At 32.4% G+C, this 16,666-nt stretch carries 18 protein-coding genes; 10 read left to right on the top strand and 8 right to left on the bottom strand.

The window, feature by feature from the left end; translation table 11 throughout:
• The first annotated feature begins 15 nt into the window (after positions 1-15).
• The 10 genes from AAFP94_RS01345 to AAFP94_RS01300 all read left to right on the top strand — a co-directional run bounded on the left by AAFP94_RS01345 (position 16) and on the right by AAFP94_RS01300 (position 9,075).
• Positions 16-945, top strand: coding sequence for a mevalonate kinase family protein (locus AAFP94_RS01345; protein WP_316660997.1), 930 nt, complete (start codon positions 16-18; stop codon positions 943-945).
• Positions 946-956: 11 nt separating this feature from the next.
• Complete coding sequence (locus tag AAFP94_RS01340; RefSeq protein WP_316660998.1) at positions 957-1,871, top strand: geranylgeranylglycerol-phosphate geranylgeranyltransferase; 915 nt, start codon at positions 957-959, stop codon at positions 1,869-1,871.
• Between the two features lie 38 nt (positions 1,872-1,909).
• A complete protein-coding gene (locus AAFP94_RS01335; protein WP_316660999.1) occupies positions 1,910-2,722 on the top strand; it encodes a pseudouridine synthase in 813 nt (270 codons plus the stop codon).
• A 433-nt stretch (positions 2,723-3,155) separates the two neighbouring features.
• Positions 3,156-4,610 (top strand): arginine decarboxylase, encoded by a 1,455-nt coding sequence (locus AAFP94_RS01330; RefSeq protein ID WP_316661000.1) that lies wholly within the window; start codon positions 3,156-3,158, stop codon positions 4,608-4,610.
• Positions 4,610-5,545, top strand: coding sequence for an agmatinase (speB, locus tag AAFP94_RS01325; protein WP_316661001.1), 936 nt, complete (start codon positions 4,610-4,612; stop codon positions 5,543-5,545). Before AAFP94_RS01330 ends, speB begins: the two co-directional genes overlap by 1 nt.
• Positions 5,535-6,509, top strand: a complete 975-nt coding sequence (locus AAFP94_RS01320; protein WP_316661274.1) for a deoxyhypusine synthase family protein — start codon at positions 5,535-5,537, stop codon at positions 6,507-6,509. The genes speB and AAFP94_RS01320 overlap by 11 nt, the downstream gene beginning before the upstream one ends.
• A 2-nt stretch (positions 6,510-6,511) precedes the next feature.
• Positions 6,512-8,047 (top strand): bifunctional GNAT family N-acetyltransferase/carbon-nitrogen hydrolase family protein, encoded by a 1,536-nt coding sequence (locus tag AAFP94_RS01315; protein WP_316661002.1) that lies wholly within the window; start codon positions 6,512-6,514, stop codon positions 8,045-8,047.
• Positions 8,048-8,080: 33 nt separating this feature from the next.
• Entirely contained in the window at positions 8,081-8,410 is a 330-nt protein-coding gene (locus AAFP94_RS01310) for a hypothetical protein (protein ID WP_316661003.1), read from the top strand.
• A gap of 14 nt (positions 8,411-8,424) precedes the next feature.
• Positions 8,425-8,655 carry a hypothetical protein gene (locus AAFP94_RS01305; protein ID WP_316661004.1) on the top strand — a complete coding sequence of 77 codons (231 nt, stop codon included), beginning with the start codon at positions 8,425-8,427 and terminating at the stop codon, positions 8,653-8,655.
• Between the two features lie 9 nt (positions 8,656-8,664).
• Positions 8,665-9,075: a VOC family protein gene (locus tag AAFP94_RS01300; protein ID WP_316661005.1), complete on the top strand. Its 411-nt coding sequence runs from the start codon at positions 8,665-8,667 to the stop codon at positions 9,073-9,075.
• Here the strand turns inward: AAFP94_RS01300 and AAFP94_RS01295 are convergent.
• From AAFP94_RS01295 to arsM, 8 genes are all read right to left on the bottom strand, one after another.
• Positions 9,065-10,507 (bottom strand): glycosyltransferase 87 family protein, encoded by a 1,443-nt coding sequence (locus AAFP94_RS01295; RefSeq protein WP_316661006.1) that lies wholly within the window; start codon positions 10,505-10,507, stop codon positions 9,065-9,067. The two genes, AAFP94_RS01300 and AAFP94_RS01295, sit on opposite strands and share 11 nt — an antisense overlap.
• A gap of 108 nt (positions 10,508-10,615) precedes the next feature.
• Positions 10,616-12,103 carry a cellulose synthase family protein gene (locus tag AAFP94_RS01290; protein WP_316661007.1) on the bottom strand — a complete coding sequence of 496 codons (1,488 nt, stop codon included), beginning with the start codon at positions 12,101-12,103 and terminating at the stop codon, positions 10,616-10,618.
• Positions 12,100-12,789 (bottom strand): glycosyltransferase family 2 protein, encoded by a 690-nt coding sequence (locus tag AAFP94_RS01285; protein WP_316661008.1) that lies wholly within the window; start codon positions 12,787-12,789, stop codon positions 12,100-12,102. Before AAFP94_RS01285 ends, AAFP94_RS01290 begins: the two co-directional genes overlap by 4 nt.
• Before the next feature lie 42 nt (positions 12,790-12,831).
• The gene (locus AAFP94_RS01280) at positions 12,832-13,296 is read right to left on the bottom strand and encodes a hypothetical protein (protein WP_316661009.1); all 465 of its coding nucleotides are present in this window, start codon (positions 13,294-13,296) and stop codon (positions 12,832-12,834) included.
• A 66-nt stretch (positions 13,297-13,362) separates the two neighbouring features.
• Positions 13,363-14,115, bottom strand: coding sequence for a TIGR04283 family arsenosugar biosynthesis glycosyltransferase (locus tag AAFP94_RS01275; protein ID WP_316661010.1), 753 nt, complete (start codon positions 14,113-14,115; stop codon positions 13,363-13,365).
• Positions 14,108-14,797, bottom strand: a complete 690-nt coding sequence (locus AAFP94_RS01270; protein WP_316661011.1) for a DUF547 domain-containing protein — start codon at positions 14,795-14,797, stop codon at positions 14,108-14,110. Before AAFP94_RS01270 ends, AAFP94_RS01275 begins: the two co-directional genes overlap by 8 nt.
• The gene (locus AAFP94_RS01265) at positions 14,797-15,678 is read right to left on the bottom strand and encodes a sterol desaturase family protein (protein ID WP_316661013.1); all 882 of its coding nucleotides are present in this window, start codon (positions 15,676-15,678) and stop codon (positions 14,797-14,799) included. Before AAFP94_RS01265 ends, AAFP94_RS01270 begins: the two co-directional genes overlap by 1 nt.
• 9 nt (positions 15,679-15,687) lie before the next feature.
• A complete protein-coding gene (arsM, locus tag AAFP94_RS01260) occupies positions 15,688-16,656 on the bottom strand; it encodes an arsenosugar biosynthesis arsenite methyltransferase ArsM (protein ID WP_316661014.1) in 969 nt (322 codons plus the stop codon).
• Positions 16,657-16,666 lie beyond the last annotated feature (10 nt).

Raw genomic sequence — 16,666 nt, 5'->3', positions numbered from 1 at the left:
AATCAAATATATTAAATGAAAGGACCTCTATTTTACTCAAAAATTTTACTCTTTGGTGAATACGGAATCATTAAAGACTCTAAAGGGCTTTCAATCCCATACAATTTTTACAATGGTGCTTTAAAAGTTTTAAAAGAGCCGACAGAATATTCTATAAAATCAAATCAAAATTTAAAACGTTTTGTAGCCTATTTACAAACAATTAGTCCAGAATTGGTAACTTTTGATTTTGAATCTCTTAAACAAGATGTTGAAGCCGGAATGTATTTTGATTCTTCTATACCACAAGGTTATGGTGTAGGAAGTAGCGGTGCATTGGTTGCAGCTATTTATGATAAATATGCACATGATAAAATTACAATATTAGAGAATTTAACTCGTGAAAAACTCTTAAAGCTTAAAGCTGTTTTTTCTGAAATGGAATCTTTTTTTCATGGAAAATCTTCAGGGTTAGATCCATTAAACAGTTATTTAAGTTTACCAATTTTAATAAATTCGAAAGATAATATTGAAGCAACAGGTATTCCTTCCCAAAAAACCAATGGTAAAGGTGCTGTATTTTTATTAGATAGTGGAATGACAGGAGAAACTGCTCCTATGGTCAGTATATTTATGGAGAATATGAAGCAAGAAGGTTTTAGGAATATGCTAAAGGAACAGTTTATAAAATATACAGATGCTTGTGTAGAAGATTTCTTAAAAGGCGATATCAAATCACTTTTTAATAATACTAAACATTTATCCAAAGTTGTCCTTAATCATTTTAAACCAATGATACCTAAACAATTCCATGAGCTTTGGAAGAAAGGGATTGAAACCAACGAGTACTATTTAAAACTTTGTGGTTCTGGTGGAGGAGGTTATATTTTAGGGTTTGCCGAAGATATCGAAATAGCAAAGCAATCTCTTTCTGCTTACAAATTAGAAGTGGTCTATAACTTCTAAAATCTCAAAACATGCTTTCTCGAAGACAAAAACACATTTTACTGAAGTTTTTCAGTATGTTTTCTGTGGTTAGAGGATACAATATTTTAATCATTGTTATTGCGCAATATTTAGCTTCAATTTACATTTTAGCACATAATAAATCGTTAAGACAGGTTATTTTTGATTGGAATTTATTGATGTTGGTCATGGCATCGGCAGCGACAATAGCTGGAGGTTATATTATCAATAATTTTTACGATTCTGAAAAAGACCTAATAAACAGACCTCAAAAATCGATGTTGGATAGATTAGTGAGCCAAAATACGAAGCTTTCATTTTATTTTGTGCTAAATTTTTTGGCTGTAATTCTAGCAAGTGCAGTTTCTTTTAGAGCAGTTGTTTTTTTTTCTCTCTACATTTTTGCTATTTGGTTCTACTCTCATAAACTAAAAAAATTACCTTTTATTGGAAACCTAACTTCGGCAATATTGACCATCGCACCATTCTTTGCCATATTTGTGTATTATAAGAATTTTGAGCATGTTATTTTTGTTCATGCTATATTTTTGTTTCTAATTATTTCCATGAGGGAACTCACCAAAGATTTAGAGAACATAAAAGGTGACCTTACACAAAATTATCATACTATTCCAGTTGTTTATGGAGAGAAGGTTTCAAAAATAATGCTTACAATTCTATGTTTATTGGCGCTTGTTCCGGCTATGCTGTTAATTTTTAAATTTCAAGTAGGCAAGATGAACTACTTTTTTTATTTAAGCATCATTCTATTATTAGTTTTTCAAATTTCCCTTTGGAGATCAAATACCAAAACTCAATATTTAGTGCTGCATAATATTTTAAAATTTATTATTGTTGCTGGTGTAGCAAGTATTCCTTTAATAGATATTTCGTTGATATTGAATAAAATTACTTTAATTAGTTAAGGAATTAATTATCGCATATCTTTGCAAAAAAATTAACAATGAGCAGACATCAAGGCAGTAAGAGAGGTCATAGCAAAAACAAAAGCTATGCAAGAGGTAATGCTCCTATAAAAAAGAAAGTACAACAAAAACCGTCATCAAACCCAGATGAAATAAGGTTAAACAAATATATTGCCAATTCAGGTATTTGTTCACGTAGAGAAGCCGATGATCATATTGCTATTGGTTTAGTATCTGTAAACGGGAAAGTAGTTACAGAAATGGGTTATAAGGTAAAGTTGGATGATGACGTACGCTATGATGGTAGACGTGTTACACCAGAAAAAAAGGCCTATGTATTGCTTAATAAACCTAAAGGCTTTGCTACAACTACCAGTGAAGGTAAAGGAAGAACTGTTATGGATTTGGTGGCCAATGCGACGTCTTCACGTATAAAACCTATAGGGAGATTAGGTAGAAACTCTACAGGTCTATTACTATTTACAAATGACGATACTATAGTAAGTAAATTCACTAATTCTAAAAATGGTGTTGTAAGACTATTTCATGTTGAACTTGATAAGAACTTAAAGTTTGAAGATTTAAAGAAGATTCAAGACGGTTTTAAAATTGATGGCAAAGAAATTACTGTAGAAGAAATAAGTTATATAGACGGTGCTCCAAAAAGAGAGATTGGTCTAAAAATAAAAAACACAGGAAATACAATTATAAGAAACATTTTCAGTCATCTAAAGTACGATATTCTTCGATTGGATTGTGTGGGTATTGCACATCTCACCAAAAAAGATATTCCTCGCGGCCACTGGAAACACCTTACAGAGCAAGAGATTAACAATTTAAAGATGCTATGATTCTGGAGATTTGTTTAATGCTTTAATATAAACCCGTTTCAGTTGTTAAAGGAAGTTCATCTTTTTTTAAAACAAAGTCAAATAAGTAATATTTTTAAGGATTTTGAAAAAATAAAACTTTTTTAGAAAAAAGTTTTACGTGTCAAAAAATAAATTACATTTGCGCCGCATTTAGCTGAACAAATTGAAATCTGTTTTTATGTTCGGGCTTTTGAAAATCAGGAAGTCATCTTCAAAAGCAGCTTATAGGATAAACAACCGAATTTTAAAGCTAACTTCCGTTTTATCTATTTATGCTAGTCAGCATTACTATGGCTTTGTACCTACCACAAAAAGCCAAATCCAAGTTTGATATTTATTCATTATTGCTTTTTAAGAACAGCATGTCTTATCTTTTTTTTAATTTTATTAAATATCATTTTTAAAAATAATAATGAATACAAAATATATTGATTTAATAAATCAAACTTTCGATTTTCCACAAGAGGAATTTAAACTTCAAGAGTATAAACTACGTTTCCATGATATCGATTTAACAGCATTGATAGAAACCTATCAAGCACCTTTAAAATTTACCTATCTACCACAGATATCAAATAATATCAAACGAGCCAAAAAATGGTTTGCTGATGCTATTGTAGAAAATAATTACAAAGGAGAATATCATTATTGCTATTGTACAAAAAGTTCTCATTTTAAGCATGTATTGGATGAAGCCCTGAAAAATGATATTCATATTGAAACGTCTTCAGCTTTTGATATTAATATTGTTGAAAGTCTTAAAAAAGAAGGAAAGATAGCAAATGAAACTTATGTTTTAAGTAACGGATTTAAAAGGGCTCAATACATTACAAACATTGCCAGACTAATTAATAATGGACACAAAAAATGTATTCCCATTATTGATAATTATGAAGAGTTGGATTTATTATCAAAGGAAATAGATGGTCAGTTTAATGTTGGTATACGTATCGCTTCTGAAGAAGAACCAAAATTTGAATTCTATACGTCTAGGCTAGGTATTGGATACAAAAACATTGTTCCTTTTTACAATAAACAAATCAAAGAGAATAAAAAAGTGAATTTAAAAATGCTTCATTTTTTTATCAATACTGGCATTAGAGATAATGCTTACTATTGGAATGAGCTTACAAAATGTCTCAAGGTATATACTAGTTTAAAGAAGATTTGTCCAACTTTGGATAGTTTAAATATTGGCGGCGGATTTCCAATAAAAAACTCATTGGCATTCGAGTTTGATTATGCCTATATGGTCGATGAGATTGTAAACCAAATTAAAATAGCTTGCGAAGAAGCAGAAGTAGATGTTCCCAATATTTTTACAGAATTCGGTAGCTTTACTGTAGGTGAAAGTGGTGGAGCAATTTATGAAGTGCTTTACCAGAAACAACAAAACGATCGTGAAAAATGGAACATGATCAATTCGTCTTTCATTACAACATTACCTGATACTTGGGCAATCAACAAACGATTCATCATGTTACCAATAAACCGGTGGAATGATAGCTACGAACGCGTTTTACTTGGTGGTTTAACTTGTGATAGTGATGATTATTATAATAGCGAGCAACACATGAACGCTATTTACTTACCTAAATATGCGAAAGAAAAACCTTTGTATATTGGGTTTTTCAATATAGGAGCTTATCAAGAAAGTATTGGTGGTTTTGGTGGTTTACAACACTGCTTGATTCCTTCACCAAAACACATTTTAATTAATAAAGATCAAGACGGGAAAATAACAACAAAATTATTTAGCGAGCAACAAACCAGTAATGATTTCCTTAAACTATTAGGATATGAAGACGAAAATATGCCTGCAAAAAAACAAAAATCTAAAATAAAAAACATTATTAATTCACTCTAATGAACACAAAAACGTATGCTGGAATTTCTGAAGAATACTCAAAATTAGAGCAAGCAAAAATTGTATTAATTCCTGTGCCTTATGATGGCACGAGCACTTGGCAGAAAGGTTCTGACAAAGGTCCAGAAGCTTTTTTAAATGCTTCAGAAAACATGGAGCTTTATGATATTGAGACAGAAACCGAAGTATATAAGCAAGGTGTGTTTTTGACTCAACCCATTACAGAAAATTCTTCACCAGAGAGTGTGGTAGACGAAGTACATAAAATCACAAAAAAATACATCAAACGGAATAAGTTTGTAACATTATTTGGAGGTGAACATTCTATCTCTATTGGAAGCATTAGAGCATTCAACGAATGCTTTAATAATCTTACAGTCTTACAAATTGATGCTCATGCAGATTTAAGAGAAAGCTATCAAGGTTCTAAATGCAATCATGCATGTGCTGTGTATGAAGCATCACAAACTACTAATTTAATTCAAGTTGGTATTCGCTCTATGGATGCTATTGAAAAAACGGTAATGGATGAGGACAAAGTTTACTTTGCTCACGAAATGGCTTTAGACGATACATGGATGGATAGTGCTATAGACCAAATGACAGACAATGTATTCATTACTTTCGATTTGGATGCTTTAGATCCTTCAATTATGCCAAGTACAGGAACTCCAGAACCTGGAGGACTTTTTTGGTACGAGACTTTAGAATTTTTAAAGAAAGTGTTTTTAGAAAAAAATGTGGTAGGATTTGACATTGTTGAACTTTGCCCAAACAAAATTGATAAATCTTCAGATTTTCTCGCTGCAAAACTGTATTACAAGATGATTAGCTATAAATTCGAAGATGAAAACATAGACGATATGTATGACAATTTGTTTGAAATTCAAGATAAAAAAGTTGCTAATTTAAAATTTGAAGATGATGATTACTAAAGGTCCAATTTCAAAATTTATAGAAAAATATTATTTACATTTTAATGCAGCAGCTCTGGTTGATGCAGCAAAAGCTTATGAAGACCAATTGAATTCTGGCGCAAAAATGTTAGTTTCACTTGCAGGAGCAATGAGTACGGCTGAAATAGGAAAAATTTTTGCCGAGATGATTCGTCAGGATAAAGTACATATAATTTCTTGTACAGGAGCAAACCTTGAAGAAGATATTATGAATCTGGTGGCACATTCACATTATGAACGTGTACCTAACTATCGTGATTTAACACCACAGCAAGAATGGGATTTACTGGAAAAAGGACTGAATAGAGTGACGGATACATGTATTCCAGAACATGAAGCGTTTAGACGTTTGCAAAAGCACATATATAAGATATGGAAAGATGCCGAAGCCAAAGGAGAGCGTTATTTTCCTCATGAGTTCATGTATAAAATGTTGCTTTCAGGTGTATTGGAAGAATATTATGAGATTGATTTAAAGGAGTCTTGGATGTATGTAGCAGCAGAAAAAAATTTACCAATAGTTGTCCCTGGTTGGGAAGATAGCACTATGGGAAATATTTTTGCCAGCTACGTTTTAAAAGGAGAACTTAAAGCCAGTACTATGAAATCGGGTATTGAGTATATGACATTTTTGGCAGATTGGTACACAGATAATTCGGATAATGGCATCGGGTTTTTTCAAATAGGTGGAGGCATTGCTGGCGATTTTCCAATTTGTGTGGTACCTATGCTATATCAAGATATGGAGAGAACAGATACACCTTTCTGGAGTTATTTCTGTCAAATTAGTGATTCTACCACTAGTTATGGCTCGTATTCGGGTGCCGTGCCAAACGAAAAGATAACTTGGGGAAAATTAGATATAAATACGCCTAAATTCATTATTGAAAGCGATGCAACCATAGTTGCACCATTAATATTTGCTTATTTATTAAATCAGTAACCATGGAAGTAAAAAAAATTGATAATATTGAACTGAAGTATTTGACGGTTGATGATTTTGAGGAATTAAAAGAAGCAACATTAGAATCTTATGCAGGTGTACTAACTTCATATTGGAAAGAGCACCATATAGAAGATTTAACATCACTATTTCCTGAAGGACAGGTTATTATAATAATAGATGGAAATATTGCTGGTTGTGCATTATCACTAATTGTGAATTATGATAGTATAGATGATGAACATACTTACGAAGATATTATTGGAGGAGAATCTTTTAAAAACCATGATCCTAATGGAGATGTACTATATGGGATTGATGTTTTTATAAAACCACAATATAGAGGATTACGTCTAGGAAGACGTCTTTATGATTATAGAAAGGAAATTTGTGAAAATTTAAACTTAAAAGGTATTGTTTTTGGAGGCAGGATGCCTAATTACCATAAAAATAAAGAACTTACACCAAAAGAATACATAGAAAAGGTTAAGCGTAAAGAGATTCATGATCCTGTATTAAACTTTCAAATATCTAACGATTTTCATCCTGTACGTATTTTAAAAGGATACCTATCAGGAGACTCCGCATCAAAAGAATATGCGGTTTTAATGAAATGGGACAATATATACTACTCTAAACCCAATAAAAAAGCAAGTACAGTAAAAACAATTGTAAGGCTTGGTTTAATACAATGGCAAATGCGACCATATAAAACACTGGACGATTTAATGCAACAAGTAGAATACTTTGTTGATAGTGTTGCTGCCTATAAGTCAGATTTTGCTGTGTTTCCAGAGTTCTTTAATGCACCTTTAATGGCAGAATTCAATCATTTACATGAGCCAGATGCTATTAGAGAATTGGCAAAGTTTACAGACATAATTATTGACAAACTAAAGCAATTGTCTATATCGTATAACATTAATATTATTTCTGGAAGTATGCCAGAGGTTGTGGATAATAAGCTATATAATGTAGGCTATTTATGTCGAAGAGACGGAAGTATTGAACGTTATGAAAAAATTCATGTCACGCCAGATGAAGCCAAAGTTTGGGGTATGCAAAAAGGAAATAAATTGCAAACATTTGAAACAGATTGTGGAAAAATAGGAATCTTAATTTGTTATGATTCTGAATTTCCTGAACTCTCACGTTTGCTTTCTGATGAAGGCATGGATATTCTATTCATTCCGTTTTTAACAGATACACAAAATGGTTACTCTCGTGTTCGACTTTGTGCGCAAGCCAGAGCCATAGAAAATGAATGCTATGTTGCCATTTCTGGAAGTGTAGGCAATTTACCAAATGTGAATAATATGGATATTCAATATGCACAATCAGCTGTTTTTACACCATGTGATTTCTCATTTCCTAGTAATGGCATTAAGGCAGAAGCAACCACAAATACCGAAATGATATTAGTGGCAGATGTAGATTTAAGCTTATTAAAAGAGCTCCATTCTTTTGGAGCAGTTAAAAATTTAAAAGACCGAAGAAGAGATTTTTACGATGTTGTTAGAATTAATCATCATAAATAGTATATTTAAACTTGTAAAAGTGAATATTAACATATGAAAAATAAAAGGGATAATTTAAAGCGGGTTATTGTAGATTTTAAAAAACTAACGCCTGAAATTTTGGCTCTATTGGTTGAAAAATATCCAGATGGCTATGATGAAGACCAAATCATATCTTTTAGAAATATTAACAATGAAATTGTAGAGGCTGTAGAAGTGATAACTGAAGACACCAAATATTTGGTTAAAGTAAGCTCAAAATTAGCAGTAACTATGGAGAATTATGATGAGGACGATTACGAAGATTACGAAGATGACGATCCAGATGCGATTCAAGATCCAGAGATTGAACCATCTGATGACCCAGAAGATGATTTAGATTAACATTATATATTATCATGACAACAGCTGTTTTTAAGTCTTACAAGAATGGTTATTACACGTTCGAATTTGAAAAAGGACACGATATGGTTTTTGAAGAGATTCACCCAAAAGCATTGTACAAGTACAATTTAAAAAGTGACTCTTCTTACATTGACAAAGAATTTCAATTAACGTATTCAGAAGTTATTGAAGACACAGACGAAGATCTAGTAATTTACAGAATTGAAAGTTTAAAACTCCTCTAACATTATGTTATGAACACATCATTTCACCTTTCGTTACCATGTTTGGATATAGAGGCCACCAAAGCATTTTATTTAAACATTGGCGCAACCTCTGGAAGGCATGCGCAAAATTGGACAGACATTAATCTGTACAATCATCAAATTACATTTACAAAAGCAGGAAAGTTTGATTTTAACAATCCGAACTACGTATTTGAAGGCAAGATTTTACCTTCATTCCATTTTGGTGTTATTGTAGACGAAGCCACTTTTAGAAAAGTGTATGCTAAATTAAAAGCACAGCGCTTGGAATTAGTAACAAAAGCTACTTTTTTAAAGGATAAGACTGGTGAACACATGTCTTTTTTCATTAAGGACCCAAACGATTATATGATTGAATTCAAGAGTTTTAAAATTGAAGAAGATATGTTTAAATCTTAATAGGTTTTTTTAAAAGTACTTCCCAAATAAAAACGCCATAAACCAAAATATACTCCAGAGTAACCAACCATAAATTTTCGGTGTAATTGTCTTGTGAGTAAGCTGTATAACTTAATATAGCTATAAAACTCCATGCCAATGTAAACTTGTAGCGCGTAAAAATGCTTAAAGCTAGTAATGTAGTAATGTACCAAGGATGCACTGTAGTTGCTGTAAAATAATACAGACTTAAAGCAAACAGTATGGTTATAATAATATCTAGGGTTGTGTTTTTGTGCTTGCGTTTGTAGATTAAAAAAAAAATCAGTATTGGTATAACCACAGCAATAAACCAACCATAATAAGGGATAATATTAAAACTTACAAACCAATAACCAACGGTTCTGACAACATAGAAAATACTGGCGTTAAACTCAAAATTATTAAACCATAAAGCTGTAGTTTCAGTAAAGTTAGTTATAAATTCTATAGAAGAAAATGGCATAAATGATACAATAATAGTAAGACAAACAATGGTAACGAAAACCAAAAATTTTGTCATTCCTGTGAAACTAATCCAATTGTCATTGCGTGGAACTTGCGACGTGGCAATCCTATTATTTGAGACAGATTGCCTTGTTTCACTTGCAATGACGTTCTGTTTTATAAACCAAATAATAAGCACTGGTAAAAATAGTAGCGGTATTAATTTTATAGAAGCCGAACATCCAAATAGCAAAGCACTCCATTGCCATTTACCAAGATGTAACAAATAAATACTCCAAATCAGGAAGAAAATCATAACGCCTTCAAAATGAAGATTTCCAGTGAGTTCGATAATTATAAACGGATTGAACACGTACCAAAATATATGATATGTTGGAAGTTTTAATCTTTCAAGAAGTTTTTGGCTAAAATACAAGGTTCCAAAATCGGCAGCAATGATGAGCAATCGCATCACCACAACAGAACCCAGAATACTCTTACCAGCCAACAAACCAGCAATAACAAAACACAATTGATTTAAAGGTGGATAATTGGTGAAATGACTACCATTTAAAGTTCCCATACCATCGTAAAGTTCTTGGGCTTGTTCTACAGGTAATACACCTTTTGCAATAAAAGATTCTGGTGTGTAGAGATAAGGATTTATTCCTTCTAGAATGAGCCTACCATCCCAAATAAAACGGTAAAAGTCTTGAGAAAGGTTAGGTATAGCCAGAATAAAAACAACACGAAACCCAAAAGCCAACCAAGCCAAAAATTTGAAGTTGTGTTTTAATCGTTGCACTAACTTGTAAAACAAAAAGAACAATGCAACATAAAGGATTAAGAGTTTTATAGTGTCTGCTCTATGTAAATCATAAGCAAAACTCCAGTAGAACAAAGCACTTGTTATTACAAAGACTATTGGAATGTAGTTTAGCCTTAAAAAAGTTAACTTTTGTTGCATGTATCAAATATAAATATTTTGTCATTCCGCATCGAGTGCGGAATGACAAAAAGTATGCTATTGAAATGCTTAATTGCTTTTGATGAAAAAAATAAACGAGCCTTCTATTTAAACACTCAACCTCAAAGACCTCAAAAACACATAGCCAAATCCTAAAAATGCCATAAAGTGCAGTGCAAAAAAACCAAAATCGCCATGTTGTGTTATGGTAAAAGCGCTATAAAGTCCAAAGCCAAAATAGAGTGCCAATAAACCTTCAAAAACGGTGTTATAAGAGGTTTTAGTTTTTAGGTATTTGTTGCCTTTGTAAGTGTCTGTAATAGTATTGATATTAAACTTTGGAGTACGTATAAAATCGCTTCGTTTTCCCAAATGGCCTTCAAGAGCCGCAATACCGTTGTGTAATGAAAAACCCATAATAATGGTAAAGAACGTGAAGAACATACCAATATAGCCTATAAAATTCTTTAATCCTTTACCATAAATGGTTTTATACATGTACCAGTAAAACACAAAAAACATTACAGAACTTAACACAAAAAAGCCTAAACCCAACATGTAGAGATTATAAACCTCATGTTGTTTGATAAACAGCATAGGAACACTCAATATTGCTAAAACCAACATATTTAAAAACATGGTACTGTTTAGCAAATGAAAAAAGGCATGTATTTTGGTTTTAAAGGAAACATTTTTAGAACGTATCACTTTTAAAAACGATTTCCTGAAATTTTCTGATGCACCTTTATTCCATCTAAACTGTTGTGAACGCACCGCACTTATGACTACAGGTAATTCGGCAGGAGTTTCGACATGTTCTAAGTATTTAAAGTCCCAATGTTTTAGTTGTGCTCTGTAACTTAAATCCAGATCTTCAGTAAGAGTGTCTGCCTGCCAGTTGCCAGCATCCAAAATGCATTCTTTTCGCCAAACACCAGCAGTACCATTAAAGTTCATAAAATGCCCTTGTATGTTTCTGCCTACCTGTTCCAGTGTAAAATGGGCATCCAAAGCAAAGGCTTGTACTTTGGTGAGTAGCGAATAGTCTCTATTGATGTGTGACCAACGTGTTTGAACAACACCAAGTTTCTTATTCTTAAAATATGGAATGGTTTGTAGCAACCAGTCTTTTTTTGGTAGAAAATCGGCATCAAATATGGCAATAAATTCACCTTTGGCTGTTTTTAACCCTTCTTTAAGTGCTCCAGATTTAAAGCCTATTCGGTTGGTTCTGGTAATGTGTTTGATATCTAAACCAATTTGTTGTAATTGTTGGATATGGTTGGCTGTTGTTTCTAAAGATTCGTCTGTAGAATCGTCCAGAACTTGTATTTCGAATTTATGTTTTGGATAATCTATTTTTGAAATGTTATTTAACAGCCGTTCCATAACATACATCTCGTTATACACAGGCAACTGAATGGTGACCAAAGGGATTTCATCTGGATTTGAAAAATTAAATTGTTCAGATGTATCGGGTATTTTTTTCGACTTCAAATAATTTAATAGCAGACTCATTTGTGCCAAAGCATACAGAAAGATGAGCAGCAGTGCCAAACCATAAATGATGATAACAAGAATTTCTACAACAATCATTTAAAACTGTATTTAAATATCCAACCTAATATTTTATAACCTGCCATAACTGTACCTTTAAGAGTACCAGATACTTTTGAAACGCCAATACGTTGTCTATATTTTACAGGAACTTCGATGTATTTTAAATTTTGTCTTATGGCTTTTAATTGCATTTCAACAGTCCAGCCATAAGTTTTGTCTTGCATATTAAGAGCTATTAGTTTTTCATATGTAATGGCTCTAAAAGGACCTAAATCAGTAAAGCTTGAGCCAAAAAAAAGTGCCATCAATCTTGTTGCTAGCCAGTTGCCAAAAACTTGCTGTGTTGTCATCGAGCCCTCTTCACGCAATGATTTTTGTCTCGCGCCAATAACAAAATCGAAATTATCTTCAATGATTGGTTTTACAATCTTTGTTAATTCTTCAGGATAATCACTATAATCGCCATCAAGAAATACAATAATATCTGGTTTAACTTCTTTTTTAGCAATATAATCCATGCCCTTTAAACACGCATGACCATAACCTTTTTGTGTTTCAGATAGGACAATAGCTCCAGCTTGTTTTGCATTTTTGATAGTTGCATCTGTAGAATTGTTGCTTATCACAATAATCTCGTCAGCATTTTCAGGGATATCACCAATGACTTTTGCAATAGAATCTGCCTCATTAAAAGCAGGGATGATAATATTGATTATAGACATTGGGTTTTTAGATTTCAATATAAAAATACAACAGTTTAATGGCTATTGGTTTGTATTTTTCTCTAAATCCATTTGGCGATATTCTTCCTGTTGCGCTGGTACAATGTGTTTATCAAAATACCAAGACGACCATTTTTCAAGTGTCAAAAAGATACCAACTCCTAAAACAACAGTTATGATAGTAACCAGAATGATATTTTTACGTTTTCTTTTTGGATCTATAGAGCATTGATTCTGCTTTTTTCTGTATAAGTAGATGCCATAAACACCAATAACCACAGCCAAACCGCGTAAAATCCATGAACCTAAACCAATCGAACCATCTTCAGCATAAAAGAAATCTGCAAAGGAAATGGCGTAAATACCACCCATGAGACCAAACATGAAAAGTACAGCTGGAGCCACGCAACATATAATGCCTGCAATACCCGCAGTAGAAGCAAATTTTAATGCCCATTTAAAAATATTAGGCTCTTTGCCTTGAACTTGGTTTAATTTTTGTTCCATATGGTTTAATTTTTAGTATTGGTCGAGAAAGTTGAATATCCTTTCTGCTACAAAGTTAAAATTTACTTAAGATATAATATGTTTTTTATAGTAACTGTATAATTCTTCTGCAGAAGCACCAAACCATTTCTTTACATAAATGGTCCAGAAATGATATTGTAATTTCCAAATGCCATTTTTTTCGTAGCAACGTGCTGAAGTTCGTAGCTTTTTATTAATGACAACAAACTCATTACGTTTGTAAAGTTCGTTAATCAAAATATTGTCTTCATAAATCATATAACTCTCGTTATAACCACCAATATCATCAAATAATGTTTTGGTAATAAACAAACTTTGATCGCCACCACGACAAGCTCGCCAATGAAATTGAGTAAGCCAACTTGCTAAACGTAACCACCAATGGTTGTTGTCAAATTGCATCCTGAAACAACCTGCAAGGTTATTTTTTTCTACTTCGTTAATGATGTGTTGATCAAAATGTTTTGGAGGAAAAGAATCGGCATGCAAAAAATAAAGGATACTTCCAGTTGCAAATTCATTTCCAGTATTCATCTGCTTGGCTCTTCCTTTTTCTGAAGTAATAAATTCGATTTTTGCCTCCTCGAGCGCAATCGAGAGGTTGTAATTAGGTCTCGGCTGCGCTCGACCTGATATGAAATTAGTCACTACACTTTTTGAACCATCGTTACTTCCGCCATCAACCACAATAATTTCTGCAATGTTTTCTTTAGAAGCATTTTTAATCAAGTATTGAAGTAAATTGCCAATGGTTTTGGCTTCGTTAAGAATTGGGATGATGATGGAAATTTTATTCATTCAGACTCCAGTTGTAATCTAAATATCCTATTTTTTCTTTAGAACTCAATTTGATTTCTGAATAGTTATTTATAAAATCGATAATGGAACCATTGGTTTCAAAGTCTTTTTTAAACCATTTGAATATTTTGGAAATTTTGATATTTCCTGACGTTAGTTTGTTTTTATTAGAATTGATAAACTCTTTTGCAGCGTTATCTAATTGCCCGTCCAAAGTTTCGGGTACATAGGCTTCATTTAATAGTTTAGGGCAAGATATAGACGCACAATTAATAGCAAAATGAATACGAGGTTCATTCATTTTACGAAGGATTTCATGTTCTATATAGTTTAAAGAGATCGATTTTCCATTGATTGGAATGAACTTTTTGTCCCAAGGTTGTGAAATATCATTGATACTTTTAACAGGATAATTATCAATTATCAATTTAATGGTAAATGCATTGTAAGCGTTTATCCAATAGGCTAAAGTTTCATTTTTTGTCCATGAAACATTTGGGTGTATATTGACGAATTCGTTTAAATATCTATTCAATTCTGAAGGGTTTTTAGAAATGACTTTATAATCTACATTACCATACTCTGAAACATGTTGTTGAAGAAATGATGTCCATTTAGAATGATCAATTTGTTGTGCATTTAAACCAACACACATTAAAAACAAAACTATAAAATACCTCATTACTTCTTTTTTGATAAAGGATATAACTCCTGGTTAACAAAATCTGTCGGGAAATTTTCGTCATTTTCAAAACCCAATTCAATATCCCTTCCGCTTGTCGGAATGTAGTTGGTTTTAAAAAGATAATCCCAAATGCTTAGTGTTAGACCAAAATTCACGCCAAACCTTTCAGGAAGTTCTTTGCTATGATGCCAAATGTGCATTTTTGGGTTATTCAAAATGTATTTAAAGATGCCATAATCCCAGCCGAGATTAGCATGGTTTAAATGGCCAATTAAAATAGCAAAGAAGTAAACTATTGCTACATCACTAGCGTCGTAATTGCCTATGATTGCCAATGGAATATATTGTATGGATTTATAAACTACAGGTTCCATCCAATGATATCTAAATTGTGCTGCGAAGCCCATTTCCTTTACACTGTGATGCACCTTATGAAAATTCCATAAAAAAGGAACTCTGTGTAATAATCTGTGTGTATTCCACTGAACAAAATCTGATACTAAAAAGAAAATTAACAGACCAGCCCATTTTGGTAAATCATCTACATCAAACAATTGAAAACTAGAGACACTCAATCCAAAAAAACTTAAAAAGTCATTAAAAAGAACTTCAGCAGTATTAGACAGAGCAATCATCACAATAAGATTCAACAAAAAGAAATTGAAGAACATATAAAATGTGTCTAACCAAAAGTCTTTTCTGAAAATAGGTTGATCTTTTCGCCAAGGAAATTTAATTTCAAGAACCCAAACAATTAATGATAGAATTATTAACCCATAGAAATAATTATCCCAATGGTATTTGAAAATCAATAAATCTTTAAGGTATGACAGATACCCATAATAAGAATTTAATATAATGTCAATATACTTTTCCATTATCATCGGTTAACAGCATCCACCACCATCGTAATAGTAGGTAGATTCACTTATAAAGATATCATCTCTATTTAAATTTGCCAAAGCATTAGCCGTTTTGTCACAAATGGCGAGCGGTTGATTTTTAAGTAAAATATGTCCAGCTTTATCGTCTACATAATCATCATCACCAAAATATATTGCCACCTTTCCAGTAAACACACATGGTCCATCATTCGGCATTGGGTCTTTAATAGCCGCTACTTCAATAGATTCTATGTAAATCAATTCATTGGTGGCATAATGTTTAGGATCAAGTACACGATAAGGTTTTCTAGCTCGAATTTCAATCGTGCCAAATCCAGCATCAGTTAACATTTTCACGTATTCTTTTATAGGCAAACTTCCGCTTAAACATAAAGCACGAAGTCTGTCATCATTTCTTAAGTCATCATTCATTGGTTGCTCACAAGTTGGATCACTCATTACTAATTTCCCATTAGGTTTAAGTACGCGATACATTTCTGCAATAGCTTTCTTTAAATCATCGGTTTTAAAAATATTGAATAAGCAATTTTGGGCTGCCACATCAATACTATTATCCTTAACCGGAAGATGCATAGCATCTCCTTTTATAAGATCTACGAATTCACTTTTAAACCAAGAGTTTAATTTTTCAGCTTCATTAAGGTTTTTTCTTGAGGCTTCAAGCATTTCATCAACAACGTCAATTCCAATAATACCACTTTTTTGGCGATTAAAATATGCAAATTGTAAAAGTTCCATTCCGCCTCCAACACCAACATATAGCATTTTTGGGTTGTTCACTAAATCTCGGGCATGTACTGTACTACCACAACCATAGTTCATTTCTTGCATGATTTTAGGAATCTTTAATCCAGGTAATTCCCAAACAGGATTTGTTGTACAACAAAAACCAACATCTGGTACTAGGGCAGCTTCTTTATATATGTCTTGAGTAGTTTCTAAATAGCTCATTTTGCTCTTA

The sequence above is a fragment of the Gilvirhabdus luticola genome, assembly GCF_040117515.1.
GTDB classification, from domain to species: Bacteria; Bacteroidota; Bacteroidia; order Flavobacteriales; family Flavobacteriaceae; genus Gilvirhabdus; species Gilvirhabdus luticola.
The sequence above is the reverse complement of the archived record's forward strand: the minus strand, read 5'-3'. Positions and strand labels throughout refer to the sequence as shown.

Coding starts and splice junctions, on each gene's coding strand:
- AAFP94_RS01270 (WP_316661011.1), bottom strand. CDS start 14,797: ATGAGGTATTTTATAGTTTTGTTTTTAATGTGTGTTGGTTTAAATGCA.
- AAFP94_RS01310 (WP_316661003.1), top strand. CDS start 8,081: ATGAAAAATAAAAGGGATAATTTAAAGCGGGTTATTGTAGATTTTAAA.
- AAFP94_RS01300 (WP_316661005.1), top strand. CDS start 8,665: ATGAACACATCATTTCACCTTTCGTTACCATGTTTGGATATAGAGGCC.
- AAFP94_RS01275 (WP_316661010.1), bottom strand. CDS start 14,115: ATGAATAAAATTTCCATCATCATCCCAATTCTTAACGAAGCCAAAACC.
- speB (WP_316661001.1), top strand. CDS start 4,610: ATGAACACAAAAACGTATGCTGGAATTTCTGAAGAATACTCAAAATTA.
- AAFP94_RS01330 (WP_316661000.1), top strand. CDS start 3,156: ATGAATACAAAATATATTGATTTAATAAATCAAACTTTCGATTTTCCA.
- AAFP94_RS01305 (WP_316661004.1), top strand. CDS start 8,425: ATGACAACAGCTGTTTTTAAGTCTTACAAGAATGGTTATTACACGTTC.
- AAFP94_RS01295 (WP_316661006.1), bottom strand. CDS start 10,507: ATGCAACAAAAGTTAACTTTTTTAAGGCTAAACTACATTCCAATAGTC.
- AAFP94_RS01265 (WP_316661013.1), bottom strand. CDS start 15,678: ATGGAAAAGTATATTGACATTATATTAAATTCTTATTATGGGTATCTG.
- AAFP94_RS01315 (WP_316661002.1), top strand. CDS start 6,512: ATGGAAGTAAAAAAAATTGATAATATTGAACTGAAGTATTTGACGGTT.
- AAFP94_RS01335 (WP_316660999.1), top strand. CDS start 1,910: ATGAGCAGACATCAAGGCAGTAAGAGAGGTCATAGCAAAAACAAAAGC.
- arsM (WP_316661014.1), bottom strand. CDS start 16,656: ATGAGCTATTTAGAAACTACTCAAGACATATATAAAGAAGCTGCCCTA.
- AAFP94_RS01340 (WP_316660998.1), top strand. CDS start 957: ATGCTTTCTCGAAGACAAAAACACATTTTACTGAAGTTTTTCAGTATG.
- AAFP94_RS01280 (WP_316661009.1), bottom strand. CDS start 13,296: ATGGAACAAAAATTAAACCAAGTTCAAGGCAAAGAGCCTAATATTTTT.
- AAFP94_RS01285 (WP_316661008.1), bottom strand. CDS start 12,789: ATGTCTATAATCAATATTATCATCCCTGCTTTTAATGAGGCAGATTCT.
- AAFP94_RS01345 (WP_316660997.1), top strand. CDS start 16: ATGAAAGGACCTCTATTTTACTCAAAAATTTTACTCTTTGGTGAATAC.
- AAFP94_RS01290 (WP_316661007.1), bottom strand. CDS start 12,103: ATGATTGTTGTAGAAATTCTTGTTATCATCATTTATGGTTTGGCACTG.
- AAFP94_RS01320 (WP_316661274.1), top strand. CDS start 5,535: ATGATTACTAAAGGTCCAATTTCAAAATTTATAGAAAAATATTATTTA.